This window comes from Paenibacillus sp. Lou8.1 (genome assembly GCF_024213565.1).
In the GTDB taxonomy this organism is placed as follows: Bacteria; Bacillota; Bacilli; order Paenibacillales; family Paenibacillaceae; genus Paenibacillus; species Paenibacillus polymyxa_B.
In genome coordinates this window covers 569704-586944 of record NZ_JANAVN010000001.1, presented here as the reverse complement: position 1 = coordinate 586944, position 17241 = coordinate 569704, and the positions used below count along the sequence as shown (strand labels likewise).

At 46.9% G+C, this 17241-nt stretch carries 13 protein-coding genes; 1 reads left to right on the top strand and 12 read right to left on the bottom strand.

Annotation, left to right across the window (positions count from 1 at the left end; translation table 11 throughout):
* Nucleotides 1–549: 549 nt before the first annotated feature.
* Nucleotides 550–1377, top strand: coding sequence for a copper amine oxidase N-terminal domain-containing protein (locus NLX78_RS02815; protein ID WP_254349548.1), 828 nt, complete (start codon nucleotides 550–552; stop codon nucleotides 1375–1377).
* 261 nt (nucleotides 1378–1638) lie between these two features.
* On the opposite strand, the gene NLX78_RS02810 is transcribed toward NLX78_RS02815, so the two are convergent.
* From NLX78_RS02810 to essC, 12 genes are all read right to left on the bottom strand, one after another.
* Entirely contained in the window at nucleotides 1639–1797 is a 159-nt protein-coding gene (locus tag NLX78_RS02810; RefSeq protein WP_254349531.1) for a hypothetical protein, read from the bottom strand.
* Between the two features lie 496 nt (nucleotides 1798–2293).
* Nucleotides 2294–3478, bottom strand: a complete 1185-nt coding sequence (locus NLX78_RS02805; protein WP_254349530.1) for an aminotransferase class I/II-fold pyridoxal phosphate-dependent enzyme — start codon at nucleotides 3476–3478, stop codon at nucleotides 2294–2296.
* A 1-nt stretch (nucleotide 3479) separates the two neighbouring features.
* Nucleotides 3480–4409: a D-alanine--D-alanine ligase gene (locus NLX78_RS02800; RefSeq protein WP_061829394.1), complete on the bottom strand. Its 930-nt coding sequence runs from the start codon at nucleotides 4407–4409 to the stop codon at nucleotides 3480–3482.
* A 108-nt stretch (nucleotides 4410–4517) separates the two neighbouring features.
* Nucleotides 4518–6002, bottom strand: coding sequence for an aminotransferase-like domain-containing protein (locus tag NLX78_RS02795; RefSeq protein ID WP_254349529.1), 1485 nt, complete (start codon nucleotides 6000–6002; stop codon nucleotides 4518–4520).
* Between the two features lie 262 nt (nucleotides 6003–6264).
* Complete coding sequence (locus NLX78_RS02790; protein ID WP_023988269.1) at nucleotides 6265–7074, bottom strand: SDR family oxidoreductase; 810 nt, start codon at nucleotides 7072–7074, stop codon at nucleotides 6265–6267.
* Between the two features lie 262 nt (nucleotides 7075–7336).
* Nucleotides 7337–8173: a hypothetical protein gene (locus tag NLX78_RS02785; protein ID WP_254349528.1), complete on the bottom strand. Its 837-nt coding sequence runs from the start codon at nucleotides 8171–8173 to the stop codon at nucleotides 7337–7339.
* Nucleotides 8174–8185: 12 nt separating this feature from the next.
* On the bottom strand, nucleotides 8186–8938 hold the full coding sequence (locus NLX78_RS02780; protein ID WP_013309992.1) for a vWA domain-containing protein: 753 nt from the start codon (nucleotides 8936–8938) through the stop codon (nucleotides 8186–8188).
* 84 nt (nucleotides 8939–9022) lie between these two features.
* Nucleotides 9023–11068 carry a serine/threonine-protein kinase gene (locus NLX78_RS02775; RefSeq protein WP_254349527.1) on the bottom strand — a complete coding sequence of 682 codons (2046 nt, stop codon included), beginning with the start codon at nucleotides 11066–11068 and terminating at the stop codon, nucleotides 9023–9025.
* Between the two features lie 201 nt (nucleotides 11069–11269).
* Nucleotides 11270–11545, bottom strand: a complete 276-nt coding sequence (locus NLX78_RS02770) for a WXG100 family type VII secretion target (RefSeq protein WP_013309990.1) — start codon at nucleotides 11543–11545, stop codon at nucleotides 11270–11272.
* A 249-nt stretch (nucleotides 11546–11794) separates the two neighbouring features.
* Nucleotides 11795–12331, bottom strand: coding sequence for a WXG100 family type VII secretion target (locus tag NLX78_RS02765; RefSeq protein ID WP_254349526.1), 537 nt, complete (start codon nucleotides 12329–12331; stop codon nucleotides 11795–11797).
* Between the two features lie 5 nt (nucleotides 12332–12336).
* The gene (locus NLX78_RS02760) at nucleotides 12337–13179 is read right to left on the bottom strand and encodes a hypothetical protein (RefSeq protein ID WP_250268130.1); all 843 of its coding nucleotides are present in this window, start codon (nucleotides 13177–13179) and stop codon (nucleotides 12337–12339) included.
* A gap of 16 nt (nucleotides 13180–13195) precedes the next feature.
* Nucleotides 13196–17191: a type VII secretion protein EssC gene (gene essC / locus NLX78_RS02755; protein ID WP_254349525.1), complete on the bottom strand. Its 3996-nt coding sequence runs from the start codon at nucleotides 17189–17191 to the stop codon at nucleotides 13196–13198.
* Between the last annotated feature and the right edge of the window lie 50 nt (nucleotides 17192–17241).

The following is a 17241-nucleotide window of genomic DNA, read 5'->3' as shown; positions in this document are numbered from 1 at the left end:
ATCTCGCGCTAAACTAAAGGTGAAATCCTGCGAATTCATGAGTTTGAGTGAGAAAACTTAATCACTTCGAGGGAGCTTAGTCTTTTCTCAGTATACTTTTAAGCCACGCTTTGAGCCTGATCAAGAAGTACAAATGAAATTTCATGTCCCTTCTGACGGTAACATTGCCTTGACTGTAACTGGTTATGCAGACGGTGAAAAGATAAGTAGGAGCTATGTCGAGCCGGCCCCAGGTTGGACTGCTAATGGCAACGGTAACCTTATCAAAAGAACGACAAGTATAGGGCAGATACAAGATCGACAAGACTATAATGATGGATCTTACATTAGAAGAGTTCGTTGGGCCACATCCTATATCGGTTCAAATTCAGAAGATAATATCCCTTGGCGTAACAGTCAAACCTATGATTATTGTTCTATGCCACGGAGTAAAGTTGAAGTGGATTACGTGCATGGAGGAGAGGAAACAGACAGTATATTTTTAGACTGAATTTTTATGAGAGGGGCTGCTTCGTCCCTCTCTTTTAAGGAGGAAATTTTGTGGGAAAGATGTTGTTCAGAATTATACTTATAGGCGCATTGTTTTGTTGCTTTTCTCAACCCAATACAGGAAAAATGTCAGCTCAAAGTATAGCTCCAAACACTCCATTTTTGAAGATTAACAATTACTATGTCTTGTTCACAGCCCCCAAAGCCCCTTGTATTGATCAGAACAATCGCTATATGGTGCCTTTGAGATCTATTAATGATTTGTTGGGAGGACAGACTACGTTTGACCCAACTTCTAATACGGCTACAATTAAGTTTGGAACACACAAGGTTAAGTTTAAAATGAACTCCTCTGAGATTGTTACCGACTCGAACACGTCCGTGATGGATACCGTCCCTGTACTTTATAAAAATGCGATGTTTGTGCCTTTAGGGATACTTACTAAGTACTTAGATATACACCAGGAATGGGATCAGCAAAATAAACTGTATTTCCTCTCTGGGAAAGAATTAATGAAGACACCTACGATGGAGAATGTAGAAGATTTGGATCATTTTAGAGAACAAGTGGATAAAGAAAATGCATTCCAGTTGTTATCGTACAAATTGACCATGGGAGAAAAAATTCATCTGGCCATTACAGCTAAGAATATGACAGGGAAAAAGATTAGTGAGGGCATTGAAGATTTAAATACCACTTTTATTTTTTCTGACAATAGCACGGCCGGGGAAAATAGAAATCGTAAAAGACCCAGTATAGATAAGGATGAAATTGTAACTCGCGAAGATGACATAGATTATGTGAACACAATAGAGAATAATAAAATTATCAAACATGAGCTGTCCTATATTCTCTTTAAGGGCAGAACGCTAAAGACTCACAAGTAAAAAAGTACTTTTACTTGTATAGTGGAATGAGTAAACAGTAAAGCTGATCCTAGAAAGGATCAGCTTTACTATTAAATATTAGATTTGTGAATTTCAAATTCCTTACGTTCATAAAAATACCCCAACCTACTCCACTGTAAATTAAGGACAAACTTGATAAATAGTGATTGCTTTCTCCGTTCCCAACGGCGTTTTACTTGACTGATTATTTATGTATTAGAAAGTTTATCAAGAGTACGTCTATATTTTCGACTGCCTTCTTTATTCTGGGGTGTTATCATGACGATCATCATTTTTATTCATATAATCCTCCTCGTGCAAATCTTCGTTTGTAAAATGAAAATGCTGACTGTACTGAACCACGACTTGTTCTAAACCAAACCTTTTAGCAGCCAACAAATCCGCAATCCACGCACTCATATAGAGTGCGACAGCGAAAATGGGTCAAATGCCCCCTATTTAAGTAACATTCTAGCGTTATTTTGGCAAAAACGCATCTAATATTACCTCATCCTCTTGCGATCGTTTAAAACTTGTTCACATTCGATATAATTCGACAAAATCTGAGGCGCGAATCTCTCGGAGAATTCATGTGAGCTTCACATTCGCACCTGGACAGACTCGCTTTTTGGCTTAGCAACAAATACCTGTCTGGACTTATTTCACCTCTGCCAGTTCTGCCACCTGTGAAAGAGGAAGCGCACATTCGAATATATTTAATTCATCGATAGCGCATTTAAAAGCAAGGTTCCACCAGTTAACTCCAAAGCTGAACGTTCGGGCTTTGGGTAAATACATCCAGAAATATCCACTACATTGATCAGAAAAATACCTTTATGTTTTCGAAAATCATAAAGGTATTTGTAAAATATTTTATGAAAACGTTCGGCAAAATTCGAGTTATTAACCCTGTTCATCATACCGGCTGCATTACCTGCATAAACCTTCCCATCCGTGCCAGCGCCTTCTCCAAATCGACGAGCGAGGCTGCATATGAGCAGCGAATAAAGCCCTCTCCGCCTGATCCGAATACATGTCCCGGTACGACCGCCACCTTCGCTTCCTTCAGCATACGAAGTGCAAACTGCTCAGATGACATGCCAGTAGAAGTAATTGAAGGGAAGGCATAGAAAGCCCCCTCAGGCTCATGACAAGCAAGCCCGATTGCATTCAAGCCGGCCACAAACAGCTTGCGACGTTCATTGTAGCTCGCCATCATCTCATCCTTGGCAGCCAAGCCATGGCGCAATGATTCCAGCGCGGCAATCTGTGCAATGGTGGGCGCACACATGGCTGTGTACTGGTGGATTTTCAGCATGCCGGCAATCAGCTCATGCGGACCGCACGCATAGCCTACCCGCCAGCCTGTCATCGCAAATGCTTTGGAAAAACCGCTGATGACAATCGTACGCTCCTTCATGCCCGGCAAGGAGGCGATACTGACATGCTTTCTCCCGTAAGTCAGTTCGGCATACACTTCATCCGAAATGACGACCAGATTATGTTTGATAATGAGCTCTGTAATCGGTAGCCAATCCTGCTTCGTCATAACTGTTCCAGTCGGATTACAGGGATAATTGATCATTAAAACCTTTGAATGAGGTGTAATTGCCGCTTGCAGCGCTTGCAGGGTCAGCTTGAATTGCTCCTCTGCCGTAGCTGCCACCTCTACAATTTTACCGCCATGCAGATGGGTAATGGGTTCATAGGCAATATAGCTTGGTGCTGGAATCAGCACCTCGTCACCCGGATCGATCACTGCTCGCAGCGCCAAGTCGACGGCTTCACTGCTCCCCACCGTCACAATCATTTCCTGCTCAGGGTCATAGGAAAGCGCGAAGCTGCCGGAAAAATAAGCAGAGATCTCCTCCCGCAGCTCCATCAAGCCGGCATTCGAAGTATATTTCGTCTGTCCTTCACGCAGTGCCTGAATGCAAGCTTCACGTACCTTGTCCGGTGTAACGAAATCAGGCTCTCCGACCCCAAGGGCGATTGTACCTCCGCCTGCTGCATTCAGATCAAAAAAAGCGCGAATTCCCGATGGGCGAATATCCCGTACGCGCGAGGATACAAACCGCCCTGTCCCCATTTCACTAAACATATTACGCCATCCTCCATTCCTGTTTCCGCTCATGGAGCGAGCTGGCAATAATTTGGTCGAGTAGCTGTGTAAAGGTTATACCCGCAGCTGCCGCACTCTTCGGAAGCAGGCTGTTGGCGGTCATTCCCGGTAATGTGTTCACTTCCAGCACGTAAGGTCTATCCTGACACAAAATCATATCGATCCTTGCATAGACCTTACATTGCAGAAGCCGGTAGCTGGACAGTGCCGCCTCGCGCACACGCTGCTCAATAACGGGGGGAAGCTCGATCACCTTCTCCTCAGCGCCGCCGACCTCATATTTTGCTTTGTAGTCGAACCACTTCGAACGAGCGGAGCTAATGCTAATAATCGGTAATACCTCGCCATCTACGATGGAGCAGGTAATCTCCGTCCCTTCATAATAGGGCTCAATCAAGATCGCTTGATCCAAGCTGCAAGCCTCCTGAACAGCCGGCAGCAGTTCCTTCTCATTTTGTACAAGCTGGATGCCGATGCTGGATCCCCCCATATTCGGCTTCACAATAACCGGGTAGCCCAAATGCTCCACCACCTGCGGATCATAATCGTCCATCCCCTGCCAGTAAAGGCCTGAAGGCGTATGCACACCCGCTGCCTTCAACAGCATCTTGGACAACTGCTTATTCATGCATAAGCTGCTTGCCAGGACACCGCTGCCTGTGTAGGGAATGCCCAGTGTCTCCAGCGCTCCCTGCACCGTGCCGTCCTCGCCATACTGACCATGCAGTGCCAACAGCGCGATATCAATGCCTGCCTGCTGGACCTGCGCGATTAAATCCGCTCGCTGCTCGATCACCATTGGAACCACTTCATAACGGCTGCGATCCAAATGATTGATCATCTCTTGACCTGTCTGCAGAGAAATCTCACGCTCAGAGGAAATACCGCCCATAATAACGCCAATTTTCATCATGACACCTCATTTTTCTTCAAAATCTTTATGTGGCTACGGATGTTCATCCGATCGCTATTGCTTCTTCGAAACAATATTCCTTCTCTATAGCTCTTTTCTTAATCCTTATGCCTTAAGAAATTTACGCGTCTGTTTACCGATTATTTGAATACCCCGTTCGATATTTTCATCTGTTACTCGTGAAAACCCAAGCCGCAATGTATTCGTCCCTTCGCCTTCTTGAATAAAAAACTTGTCTCCCGGTGTAAAAATGACACCCTGTTCTGTGCAAGCTTCTAGCAGCTGGCGTGTATTTACGCCTGTCGGGAAGGTAAGGAACAAATGCAAGCCCCCGTCACCAGACACCTGCGCCTCAGGAAGATGTGCTTCACAGCATGTCTTTGTCAGCTCATATTTGCGCTTATACTCTGTACGTGCTTTTTTTACATGTTTATCGAAATTTCCGTTAAGCATATATTGGTATAAAATCGATTGATCGATTGTTGAGGTATGAATGGTGCGCGCACGCTTAATGCTTTCCAGAGTGTCAATCAGTGCTCGGTCTCCAAGCACCCAACCTACACGCAAGCCAGGGAACAGCACCTTGGAGAAGCTGCCAATATAGATTACTCCGTTCCCTTGGCCTGCTGTCGCTATTAAGGGCGCAATATGCGCTCCCGAGTAACGCAGCTCCTCATTGAATCCATCCTCGATCACCGGAATCTGATAGCGCATCATTAATTTCATAACAGCGCTGCGCTTTGCTGGCGACATGACGATGCCTGTCGGATTGTGATAGGAAGGAGTTAAATAAGCCAAATCGAAGCTATTGGTCTGCAGTACCTCCTCTAGCCGCTCCACATCAATACCGTCACGCTCCATCGGAATGCCGGTAATCTCAAATCCTTGCAACTTCAAATTTTTGATCGCTGTGTGATGGGTCGGATTTTCACAAATTGCCGCTCCGCGGCGTGCAGAAGGGCGTAAAGCCGACAGCACAATGTCAAAGCCTTCTGTAAACCCGCCTGTAATCAGCATATCCTTGCCAATTATATCGACGCCCTTGTTCTCCATATAATGCATCAGGTAATCAATCAGCGGCTTGTAGCCCTTGGCATAGCCGTAGTTGAGCAGCACCTGCCCTTCGATTGCCATCCGATCCATAAAAGCTCGCCTTACATCCCCCAGATCAAACAGCTGCTCATCCGGAGCGATGCTTGTGAACGAGATAGTTCCCTTTTGGGCACGAATGCCCTGCTTCATCATATCCAGATCAACAGCCGATACAGCATACTCGTTCATTCTTGCCTTCCAGTCGATCTCCCAGGTGGCAGAATCGTCAGATCCTCCGTTATCTACGGCTGACTGGCCCACCATGGCGGCCACATAACTACCCTTTCCGGGAATTGCATACGCAAATCCGTCATCCTCCAAGCCTTCATAGGCTGCAATGACGGTATTGCGGCTCACCTTAAGCAGAACGCTCATTTCTCGTGTGGAAGGCAGCTTCTGATCCGCCTGAAGCGCCCCTTTTATAATTAAACGATTGACGTATTCTTTTACTTGTATCGAGACCGGGCGGTCACTGACGAGCTTGAAATCCTGGAACATCCTTCATCGCCTCCCCCTATAATGATGGCATACAAGACGTGTGAAAAAAAGAACCACCGCACTGGATTTTTCATCCTTCGGTGGTTCTTCCGTATTTTATCTCCTGTATGCCCTCGTATTCTTGCCTCATTCACTCGCATCATTGCCTCTCATCGCGCCCATTGCGAGCATTGTACATATCACCAAGCATCGTGAAGCTGATGAAAGTAATAGTCAACATATTTGTCATCCATGCTGTCGATCAGTGTATGGACAGTATTTTCTAAAACAATAACGACTCTGCCCCATCAATGACAATTTGTGCGCCAGTAATGTGTCGCGAATGATCAGAGGCCAAAAATGTCACCAAATCAGCTACCTGCTCGGGTTGACCCGGTCCATCAGCCAACGGTTGTCCTCCTTCGGGAAACTTGACGGGGATGGTAATTTGCTTTAACCCTTCCGATTTCTCCGTGGTTTCATCAATATTCGTCGAGATGGCACCCGGATAGATGACATTCACACGAATACGGAACTTAGCCAGCTCCAGCGCAGCCATTTTAGCAAAACCAGTTTGACCCGCCTTCGATGTGCTATAGGCTGACATCCCAAAGCTGGTAAAGCGCTGATTTCCATTAATGGAGCTGGTAATAATAATGCTGCCGCCACCGTTCTTTTTCAAATGTGGTATTGTATACTTCACCGTCAGGAAGGTACCATCCAGATTCGTGGACAATGTTTGCCGCCAATCCTCAATGCTCAGATCCTCAATCGGTCCGACGACCCCGTTAATCCCCGCATTGGCAAAAATGATATGCAACCCGCCAAATAATTCAACCGCTTCCAGAACTGCCTTTTCCACACGCACCGGATCGGCAATGTCCACGTCAAAAGCCCGCGCTGATCCTTCACGTATAGCATTAATTTCTCTTTCCGTCTCCAAAATGCGCTCATTACTTACGTCAAAAAGAGCGACATTCGCTCCTTCTCTAGCCATCTGAATGGCCGTTGCCTTGCCAATCCCAGAACCAGCTCCCGTGATTAGAGCGGTTTTGCCTTCAAAGCGCGCGCCTCCTGCATATGTGTAGCTCATATGTATCGCTCCCTTTCTGTAATCTGTATAATCACAAGATTACCCAAAAGGATATACTTTATAATCACTATTTTTGCGCATTTTTTGCTATTCCTTTGCGATATTTAAGAAAAGTACGAATATTACGCGTATTAGCGCCTCTTTCCTTCTCTTCCTCGTTACATTCTACAAATATCTTAAAGAATCGTATGTTCTATGTATTCATCAAAAAAGGACGTATACATCCATATCCATGGTTGTATAACGTCCTTTTCTTATTTATTTACCACTGCAACTCAATAAATGCAGCATCATCATCAAGTCCCCCGGTATGGGATGCATCCAGCAATACCTGTATCTGCTCATCAGGGATAGGCTCGCGAATGGGGTCCAAATCGGATAAACCGTCCGTATATACCTGTAATCTCATCGGCATATCCGCGGGTATGCTTCTTTCATACCAATGAGGCTTCCCTCCAATCGGCCCCCGACTTGTAGACCAGCGCTCCGCTGTAGAGAAAGTATGATCGAACAGCTCGCTAATTTCTTCGGCACCGTTCCATAGTCGCAAACGTGAATCCCCTTGCCAGGCAAGTCGGAGACGGCCACGGCTACCACGCTTCGGCAGTTCGATTTTACCGCAAATATACATGGACTGGCTTCCCTGACGACGTTTATCTTCCAATACCGAACGCATTAAGCCTGATTCGTGATCCAAAGGCTGCCGACCCAGTTCCTCTGCCGCTGTACCTGCCAAACGTTCAAGGTACACTCTCAATTGATCAGCAGACAGATCTTGTCCCCGTTCCATCCAATCCAGTAAAGAAGAACCCAGATAGCGGGCTGCAAAATCTCCTCGGTAACTGAGCCCGACACCATCACACAAGACAAAACAACAGACGGATTTATGAATACGTACTGCGGCGAAATCCTGTCCGCTTTCCCCCATACTGGCAGATTCGGCAGATCTTCCATAGCCATAACGACACATAAAACGACTGTGATGAGATGATAAAGGCTGATCGCCTGTCTGAGAGCTTATGTAAGCAAATTGCTGAGTCAGCCTTGCATTCATTCCCTTTTTTTTGCTCGCCGGGAGCAGGGACAGCAGTGGATTCATGCTTTTACCTCCTTACCGTACAGGCGTTGCGGCCGACATTTGGAACCCAATGGACACCAGTTCCGCACAGGTTCCGGGCAGCATCATAATGGCTCCTTCACCTAACTGATAGTCTGCCTCAAACAGCATTTCTCGATAGCTTTCAGGCAGTACAGAAGACATATCACGCAATTTCACAGCATGTTCATCCTGCAACGGCGTATTATGCGTCAGACCTTTCCAGCGACGGGGGTCCTGAATAGGCGTTTCCAGCAACCTGTCAGATAAAAATATATTTTCCACCAGTACATTACCGTCCGGTACACTCATGCTCATAATACGCTTCGCAATCGGTTCCGGATCATCGCCTGTAGAAACCCCATCTGTCATATGACAGACCAATGGTGCAGGGCAATCCTGCATCCCTGGTAATTCCGCCTGCAAAATACGTTCAGCCTGCAAAAAGGCTTTTGCAGAATCTGAGAATCGTTTGGGTGTCAAATCGGGCAACGAGCCAATGGCCGCAATTTCATCTATCCCCTTAACACCATTCAGCAGGTCATACACGTCGTCACTATAAGCCAAAATCGCAATCCGATAGCGCGCTGTCAGCCGATTTCCTTTGGTTGACCGAAAAACCATCTGCCGGATCGCCAACGATATAGCTTCATATACAACGTCAATACGCCGCCGCCCCTCCATCAGCATGTTCATCGACGCGCTGATGTCAATCAGGTAAATGATTAGGGCGGGAGTACGTTGTGAAGCCTGTATTGTATAATTCATAGTTTGTACATGCTCCCCTCAGTTACCTTCTATCTCCATCTGTTTTGTATCTATCATTCCGCCCATATATAAACATATGAAATATTAAATTTTAGGCAGTCTAAAATTCGTATCACCTAAAAAGTTATAAATCGAGGAAGCCCGATATCCCACTTCACCTACCGAACGATAATAAGAAGGATTACTATCATATAGTGTTCTAAAACGCTTGGCAAAGCTCTTAGCCTTCGCAGCGCTTCCACCTTCCTGAGAGGCATACGCCTTGTTGTACAGGGAAATAAGCTGAAGAACGTTCTCCTTGTTTCGTGCATGCATGGACTCTTTTTGCTTTTGTTCCGCCTCGGCTGCTGCCTTACGAGCTGCCTCTTCTTGGGCGGCACGAGCTTCCTGCTCTTTTTTCAAAGCCAAGTATTTTTCATACTTTGCCTGTTGATCATACGCTTTTTGCTTCGCCAACTTGGCAGCCGCCTGCTTGTTTTGTTCCTTTTGGGCGAGATAAGCTTCATATTTAACCTGTTGAGCGATAAGGGCTTGCTGTTTCTTCTGCTCCTCCTGTTGCTTTTGAGCAGCAAGTGCCTGTTGTTTGGTCTGCTGTTCCGCTTCCTGTCGTTGTTTCTCCGTCAGCAATTTTTGAGCCGCTTCCTGCTCGGCTGCCAGCTTTTCCTCGGCCGCCTTTGCAGCCTTCGCTGCCTCTTCCTGCTTGGCTGCCTCGATTTGCCGCTGATTGGACTGATCTGCAAGAATATTCACGGCTGGGATTCCAGCTGCCAATACAACGACTGCGGCCGCAGTTGTCACGATAAATGCTTTGGATCGATACCAGGCTTTTGATTTTTCAGGTTGCTCTGGCGTCTTGGGATTCAACTGCTCCTCTAGCCCTGTGATCGCAGCCGACACCTCCACATGCAGAGGACTACCGTCTTCTACAAAATGATACAACGACCGGTATACTTCTAGCGCTGCAGCAGGTTTGTTTTGCTGCTCCAAATCACGTGCCTGTCGGAACAGCTTGTCCGTTACCCCACGCTCTCCCTGCTCCAGAGCAGCCTGATTTAGCAATGCAGCCTGTTCAGCTTTGAGCGGTGCAGGCGCTGACAAAGAGGGTGCAGCTTCACTGGCAAGGCCGCCCACCGCTGCCGATTCTATTGTTTCTGTCGCAGTAGGCTCCGGTTCTATAGCCTCAACTGGAATTTCCTGCTCAGTAACCGCATTAAGTACAACCAGCCATTCGCCAAAAGTAGGGCAACTGCTTAAATCCTGACTATCCCAGGCACGGCTGAACAATTCTACCACCTTGCTGCCCCACCGGGATTCAAGTGATTTTCGTAAAATAAAATAACGTTCACAAGGCGTCTGCATTTCATGCTGATCAAAATAACTTTCGCCCCACGCTTTGTCCACTACTACACGGTCAGACCAGCCTAGCATTTCTCCTATAATAATTGCCCCTGCAAAACGGTCTGCATACGCACTCCATAACCCGCTGTGGACGGTACGATGGGCGGCATACCCTGGCGAACCTGCCAATAGAGCATCTGGACGATCCATTTTAGTGCTATACATTTGTTCCACGTCCACCAATTCCACAGCTGACGTGCCTTGAGGCAGTTCCACTTCAGAAAAAAACGGAAGCATTACATTCGGCGCCGATAAATCACAATGCGCCAATCCTTTTTGCTCCATAGCTGAACCGATCCCTGCCAATGCTCTGGCTAAAGCCAGACTATCGGAAGCCTCAAGCTGACGCTGATCTGTGAGACAATCGAACCATGTCATACCGTGAACCCATGGCATCAGCACCGCATACAGCAAATCAGGCTGCTCGGCGATCAGACTTCCGTTTCTTTCTGGAGTGAGCACATCACGCTTGCATACCTGCAAACCGGGAATATCCCCGTATGCTTCCATATGCTCCGATTGATAAACCATAGCCGGGATGCGGAACTTCGGAAAAAACACCTTGAGGGCTTTGGCCTCATGCGGCGCTCCGTTTTTGGCATTTAGCTGGTATACAATTCCCTGTCGCCCTGCTTGAGCATAGGCTAAACCGGGTGCAGCGGGATGTCGCCCAACCACATAAGCTGTGCCGTTTATGATCAATTCGTCTCCCGGATTCGGTTGAAAAGACATGAAACATCCCTCTCCTTACATCATTCAGTATGCTAGTATTCCTCACCTTATTATATACATCTATGGATGGCAAGAAAACCGGGTATCCGAAGATCGCCCGGTTTTTCCTGAACATCCTGTGCCAAACCATGAGGAATGGCTCACATATTGCTTCTTTTTAGAGTGGTGTATGATAAGTTGATCCCTATCAGGCAAGGCAACTTATTTCGTTTGGTCAACCGTACGGAATTTGTTAGCGATAGCTGTCAATTCTTGGCTGATGCTATTCAAAGTCGTTACGAAAGCTTGCATTTGTTTGCTAGCTTCCTGAAATTCTTGGAAGAAGCGTTGCTTAGTCATACCTTCCCATTGACCTTCCATACCTGAGATGGACTGTGTCAAACTGGAAACGATCTGCTGGCTTTGCTCACCACTTTGTTTAAATTGGTTAGCCACCTGATCAACCTGTTCTGGGGTAATTAAAATGCGTCCTGCCATTTTTTGCGTCCTCCTTGATGATAAATAATGTTTTTGTTTATCTGGTTCAAATTGTACTATGGCTATTTAATTCCCTACAAAAGGCAAAGGACCTAATTGTTATAATCCCACTTTTTAACTATAAAACAGCACCTAACAGTATAATATTAACAAAACAACCACCTAATAAGTCCCATAAAGCCGGGAATTGCGAAACGAATTCAAGTAAATTTTGCAGTCGATCCAGATTGTCCCGGAACGCGTTCCCAACTAAGCGACAGGCTGATCTCTTGCTGTAGACGGATCAGTAAAATACCAATCCTGCGGACTGCTAGAAGATGCCTGCATCAGAATATCCTGATGCAACGTTTCTATATCCGAAGACTGTACACCAGCAATGGCATGTACGACAGACTGCGGGTTTGAAATCAAACTGCCTCCTTCCGAAGCTTGCCCAGGCAGAATAGACGGTGATTGCTGATTCGACCAATCGAGCATCGTGACGGGTCGTCCCAATGGTTGGCTGGCAAATGACAGAATCGTTTGATAGTTGTGGTCAACAGACTGAAACTGCTCTGCCTTTCGGTTCAGTTGTGTACCTGATGTATGGAGGTAAGCATGGATCTGTTCTGACACCCGCTTGGCCTGCATCCAATGATTCAAGATCGCCTCGCGTGCAGATACATCCCAATCCAGCGATTGTAACGCCTGCTCCAAACCTGCTGTTAACTGTTGAATTTGCTCCGCCGCATGCTGTAGCTGCCCGCTAAGCCCCCGAAGCACATCCGGTTCAACTCGAATGCGCATATCCATCACCCTTCTTCTGTCACTTCTTCATTCACTGCCGACTGTTTCAACCAATTTAATAATAAATCCACAAACTGATCTCTTGAAGCCATAGCTGCAATCAGCCAGTCTCCATTACCACTAGAGCTCATCCGAAATATCCAGTTCATTGCAGGACACAGGACAAAGGCTGCCCGTTGTGATTCCCACTCCCTGCCGTTCCAAACCAGCAACTGCAGTTCTCCCTCGGCTACACGGGAACTCAAAGACTGAGCCAGGCTTGCAGACCCCTCTGCATCTCCGCTAGCCTCGGTCAGTTTACTGCTGATCAGAGATACACTTTCTCCTGCCGACTGCTCGTAAATTTTATTAAATGCCTGCTTGGAGAACATAAGTGCGGGGGATTCAGGCACAAGTCGATCTACCCAACCCATTTTATCAATCAATGTTTCGCAAGCCTTTTCCACATTACCCAGATCGTACAGTCGATACTCATCGGGTTCATCAGCGGATTTCACGAGTTCCACTACACGTTCGTTCGTGCAATGGAGATAGCCTTCAAACTGCTTGCCTCCCCGCATATAGCGTATACGGCAAGCCCTGTTGGATAATCCCGCGATAGCGACTCTTGAAAAAACGGTAGGAGGCATTGCTAGCTCTTTGCCCTTATCTGCCCGCTTTAGATAACCCTTTTCCAAAAGAGTAGCTTTTACCTGCTCCCACTCTTCCGCCAACTCCTCTGCTAGATAGCCCTTAAACGGATCTTCCACCCCAAGCAGTCTGTCAGAACCCAATACGCCTGCTAGAAAAAACAGTTCCTTCGCCTTGAGGGTTATTAACTTCTGCTTGGAAGCTTGAAACGTTAACATTATGAGCCACCTCCCTTCAAACTACAACATGCCATCGGTCACGAATTTTCGTTATCCAATCCTCACAGCTCACTTGCTCTGAGAAGGGAATTGCCGCTTTTATCCTGGTAAATTTGCGCCGTACGTAGTATCCCTGCCCAGGTGGCAGGACTTTTAGGCCACCAGCAGCGGCGTTCGCCTCCGAATAAGGGATACGAAAGAACGATAGATCATTCGAATCTAGTGTTCCAAATAGCATACCGCTTTGGCTTGCCTTGACATCATTAAACCAGTCCACACCAAAGGTAGGAAAATCAGATGGCACACCAGATAGCACGACATGCACATTGCGATCACGTCCCAACCGTACAATGGCGGAGAGCTGATCCTTTATCATAAAATCGTTCAGTTGCTTACTTAACATATCCGCATCATCAATGACCAGGAGCAATTCAGGATCATTCCCCTCCTTGTTCCGCTGTTGAACGATATCATACACCTTCTGTACCAGAGGCCCCATTTCTTCTTCGCTTTCGGCAGCAGCCTTAACATGAGGAAGATGCCGTAATCTAGATAGTCCTCCGCCTCCATAGCGTGTATCGATTGTATAGACTTCCAATTGATTAGGTGATGTGTAATAAGCGAGCGATATAATCCAACTCATTAGAAAAGAGGTTTTTCCACCCTCCATTGGACTACCCACGATAAAATTGGGCCCTTCTTTTAGATTCAGGAGAAAAGGCTCAAGATCGTCACTCTGTAGACCTACAGGCACCTCATAAGGAAGTGCGCCCGAGGGTCCACTTGTCCGATCCCACTGCTGAAGCAGTTCCGACAGTGGAATCCGCTCAGGTAATGGAAGAATGGCTGGTGCGTGCTTGCCTTTCCATTCCTGCGCAATGCCAGCGATATTGCGACGTAACCGTGCTGATCGTTCCGCCTCATCTTCACCTGGTGAAGGCAAAGCCGTTTGGAACTCCAGCGGAGGAACATGTCCTTTAACCAGGGCGCGGCCTGGAATTAACGGTCCTGGCGTTTTGGCTGGTCGTCCTACCGCATAATAATAGTCACTCGGGTCGGACATTTCAAAAGAAACAGCATTCGGTATGTTACTGCGGAATTTCTCAAACACATCGGTAATCCGGTTCGCCGTAATGATAAACGTGATACCTAGACTACCTCCTTCTCGCAAAAGAGATTCCAGCAGTTCATTTTCATCTGGATAAGCATTACGGAAATTAAGATATCCATCAATAACTACGACAATTTGCGGAATATCCTCTACAGCAGAACGTCGATAAGAACTTATTGTTTTGACACCAGCCTCGGAAAGCATTTCCTTGCGTACGGCCACCATCTTGAACAGATAACGGAACAATCGCTTGATCCGGTCATCTTCCTCAGCCATCATAACAGCTCCGATTTGGGGAAGTTCCCCAAAATCGCGCATCGTTCGACCCATGTCAATGATATAACCATTCCAATGATTCGCAGCAAAACGCTGAGCCGTGGACATCAGCAATGTATGCAAAAAGGTCGTTTTTCCCATGCCAGGCATGCCATACACAGCCCAATGACCATGATCCAACGATGCATAAATCGGCTCCTGTCGCTGATTCGGCAAATCATCGACCAGACCCATAAGAGCCTTCAGCTCCAAAGATGATGATGTACTATCTATTTCGGTGCATGCAGGCAGATTTGTTAAATCCAGCAATTCAGGCAGCGGTGGAAGCCACGGTCCCTGAAGTCGTTCGATCCCTGCTTTAGCAGCCTCATTCGCAATATAATCAATAAATACTTGAAGCTGTTTAGGAGCTTCTTCACCTTTTAATCCTGAGCTTGCCCGTTCTCCACCCGTCAGTAGCGCTTCACGTTTCCCGTTCAGTCTCACTTCATGGACAGGTAGTGCAGAAGAAATATCGCTGTTGCCTATATACGGCGCACCGCTCCAAGCAAACTGCATCTCTTCAAACACCTCGTCGCTACCCACTTGAAAATATCCTCGTCCCGGCTTCGTAATCCACGCAGCATTCGGTATTTTCAACATGTCACGGCTATCACCTTCGCTTTGCACCCGTAAGCAGATGCGGAACCTGGAGTTACTCCAGATCTTATCATCCACGACACCTGCGGGCTTTTGCGTCGCCAAAATCAAATGGACACCTAGTGTCCGCCCAATCGCAGCAATACTGATTAGCTCGTCCATGAACTCTGGCTGATCCCGCTTTAATTGTGCAAATTCATCAATAATAATAACCAGATGAGGCAGCGGTTGTTCCTGCCGCTGCCGGAGTAGTCTGTAATATTCATCAATATGCTGTAAATTGCCTGCATCGTTCAATATCTTCTGTCGACGAACCAGTTCTGCTTTAAGAGATATTTTGGCACGTTCAATCAAATTATTGTCCAAGTTCGTAATCGTACCCACCACATGCGGCAAGTTAACGAACGTGTTGGACATGCCTCCACCCTTGTAATCGATCAGCATAAAAGCCAGATCATGCGGATGAAACTCGGCAGCAAGCGAGGCTACGATGGATTGGATAACCTCACTCTTCCCTGAACCCGTTGTACCGGCGATCAAGCCATGGGGACCATGTCCTTGACGCTCTATCTTATCATGCAGGTTAATCATAATCTTCTTGCCGCCTGCTCGCACGCCCATCGGTACGGGTAAGGTATCAGGATGGCGGTTACGTCGCCACCGATCTGCCACGTCCAGTTCTTCTACACTCGCTACGCTCATCATATCAAACAGAGGCAGCACAGCGGGAATATCAGAAGCAGAGGAACGCTTCAAGCGAATAGGAGCCATGTACCGCGCCAATGCATCGGCTTCCTCTTTTGATAAACGATCCGGTTTAAAACTTTGCTGTTCAACCTCCGCCGATTCTGATTTGCGGGCATATACGCCCTGCTCTTTGGAAGCCTCCACAATCAGCTGACACTGCATCGGTAAAGCCTCTTTACGAGAAGCCAGCACAATCGTACACGCATCAATGGCTCGGCCGTCCTCCAGTAACAACGGCAGCAAGGGTTCTTCCTCAATCAGCTGGGTGTCAGATAAAACAACGATATAACACGGGACTTCCATCCCTTTACCATGGCGATCATTGCGATTATTTTTACGACGGTTCAGTCTGGCAAACAGAAAATCAGCTAGTTGATGTGCACTGCTACTGCGGTCTGACATCATTCTCTGAATTCGGTCATCATCCCACACATGTGGGAGCCAGCGCATCCAAGTCCATTCACTTTCCTCTCGCTCGTCATAGAAGGAAGCAATTTTCACTTCATCTGGCGAGTGACGAACCGCCACTTGTGCCAAGATGACTCTTAACGCAGCAAGGGTATGCTCCCGTTCGCCGACCAATCCAACCACTTTGGATTGAAACAGCGGTAATGCAATGGAAGCGGCGTCTACCAGACGAAATTCTTCTTCCAGTTCATCCGCAGCTCCCAACAAAGGATCTCGATCATAACCGTCTGGGCGTGGAATTTGCAATTTAATATGAAAGGGAACTTGTCCAGTTCCAATACGCACCTGCAAAAAGTCCTCATCCTCAGGTGATCGTTCCCAGAGTGAACTGTTGCGGTTTTTGACAATTTGAGTGCATATTTGCGGGTCACCGTGAATTTCATATAGTGTGCGAATTTGCTCCTCGCGTTTCATTTCAAGTTCTTCACGATGCTTTTGGAGCTGTTCCCGGTACATGCGGTCCCGTTCCTCCAGCTTGCGCTTGTATTCCTTCTTATTATTTAGATAGACGAAAAAAGGAATCGTATAAGATGTAAGCATCATGACCACAGTGACCATCTGGAACATCAAATAGTTACTGTTGCCCATCTTACCTGTTTTGCTCATATATACGTAAAAGCCTATAGTCACCAACGTCATCATTAACGGAATAAGTATAGATATAATAGAAAAAGACGGCTTGCTCGGCTCAGCCGGAGGCCGTAAAATCTCCAGCTTCTCCTCTCGGAGCGCCGGCCGTAATCTCGGGGATCGCTGGTATAATGCATTCAAGACAAAAGTCCCCCTTTTCGCTTACTATTTCATTTTACCAAGGTTTCATA

Excerpts from the sequence above, each read along its gene's own strand:
- NLX78_RS02795 (WP_254349529.1), bottom strand. The coding sequence starts at position 6,002 with ATGTTCCAGGATTTCAAGCTCGTCAGTGACCGCCCGGTCTCGATACAA.
- NLX78_RS02815 (WP_254349548.1), top strand. The coding sequence starts at position 550 with ATGTTGTTCAGAATTATACTTATAGGCGCATTGTTTTGTTGCTTTTCT.
- NLX78_RS02780 (WP_013309992.1), bottom strand. The coding sequence starts at position 8,938 with ATGAATTATACAATACAGGCTTCACAACGTACTCCCGCCCTAATCATT.
- NLX78_RS02790 (WP_023988269.1), bottom strand. The coding sequence starts at position 7,074 with ATGAGCTACACATATGCAGGAGGCGCGCGCTTTGAAGGCAAAACCGCT.
- NLX78_RS02810 (WP_254349531.1), bottom strand. The coding sequence starts at position 1,797 with ATGAGTGCGTGGATTGCGGATTTGTTGGCTGCTAAAAGGTTTGGTTTA.
- NLX78_RS02800 (WP_061829394.1), bottom strand. The coding sequence starts at position 4,409 with ATGAAAATTGGCGTTATTATGGGCGGTATTTCCTCTGAGCGTGAGATT.
- NLX78_RS02765 (WP_254349526.1), bottom strand. The coding sequence starts at position 12,331 with ATGCGCATTCGAGTTGAACCGGATGTGCTTCGGGGGCTTAGCGGGCAG.
- NLX78_RS02775 (WP_254349527.1), bottom strand. The coding sequence starts at position 11,068 with ATGTCTTTTCAACCGAATCCGGGAGACGAATTGATCATAAACGGCACA.
- NLX78_RS02785 (WP_254349528.1), bottom strand. The coding sequence starts at position 8,173 with ATGAATCCACTGCTGTCCCTGCTCCCGGCGAGCAAAAAAAAGGGAATG.
- NLX78_RS02805 (WP_254349530.1), bottom strand. The coding sequence starts at position 3,478 with ATGTTTAGTGAAATGGGGACAGGGCGGTTTGTATCCTCGCGCGTACGG.
- NLX78_RS02770 (WP_013309990.1), bottom strand. The coding sequence starts at position 11,545 with ATGGCAGGACGCATTTTAATTACCCCAGAACAGGTTGATCAGGTGGCT.
- NLX78_RS02760 (WP_250268130.1), bottom strand. The coding sequence starts at position 13,179 with ATGTTAACGTTTCAAGCTTCCAAGCAGAAGTTAATAACCCTCAAGGCG.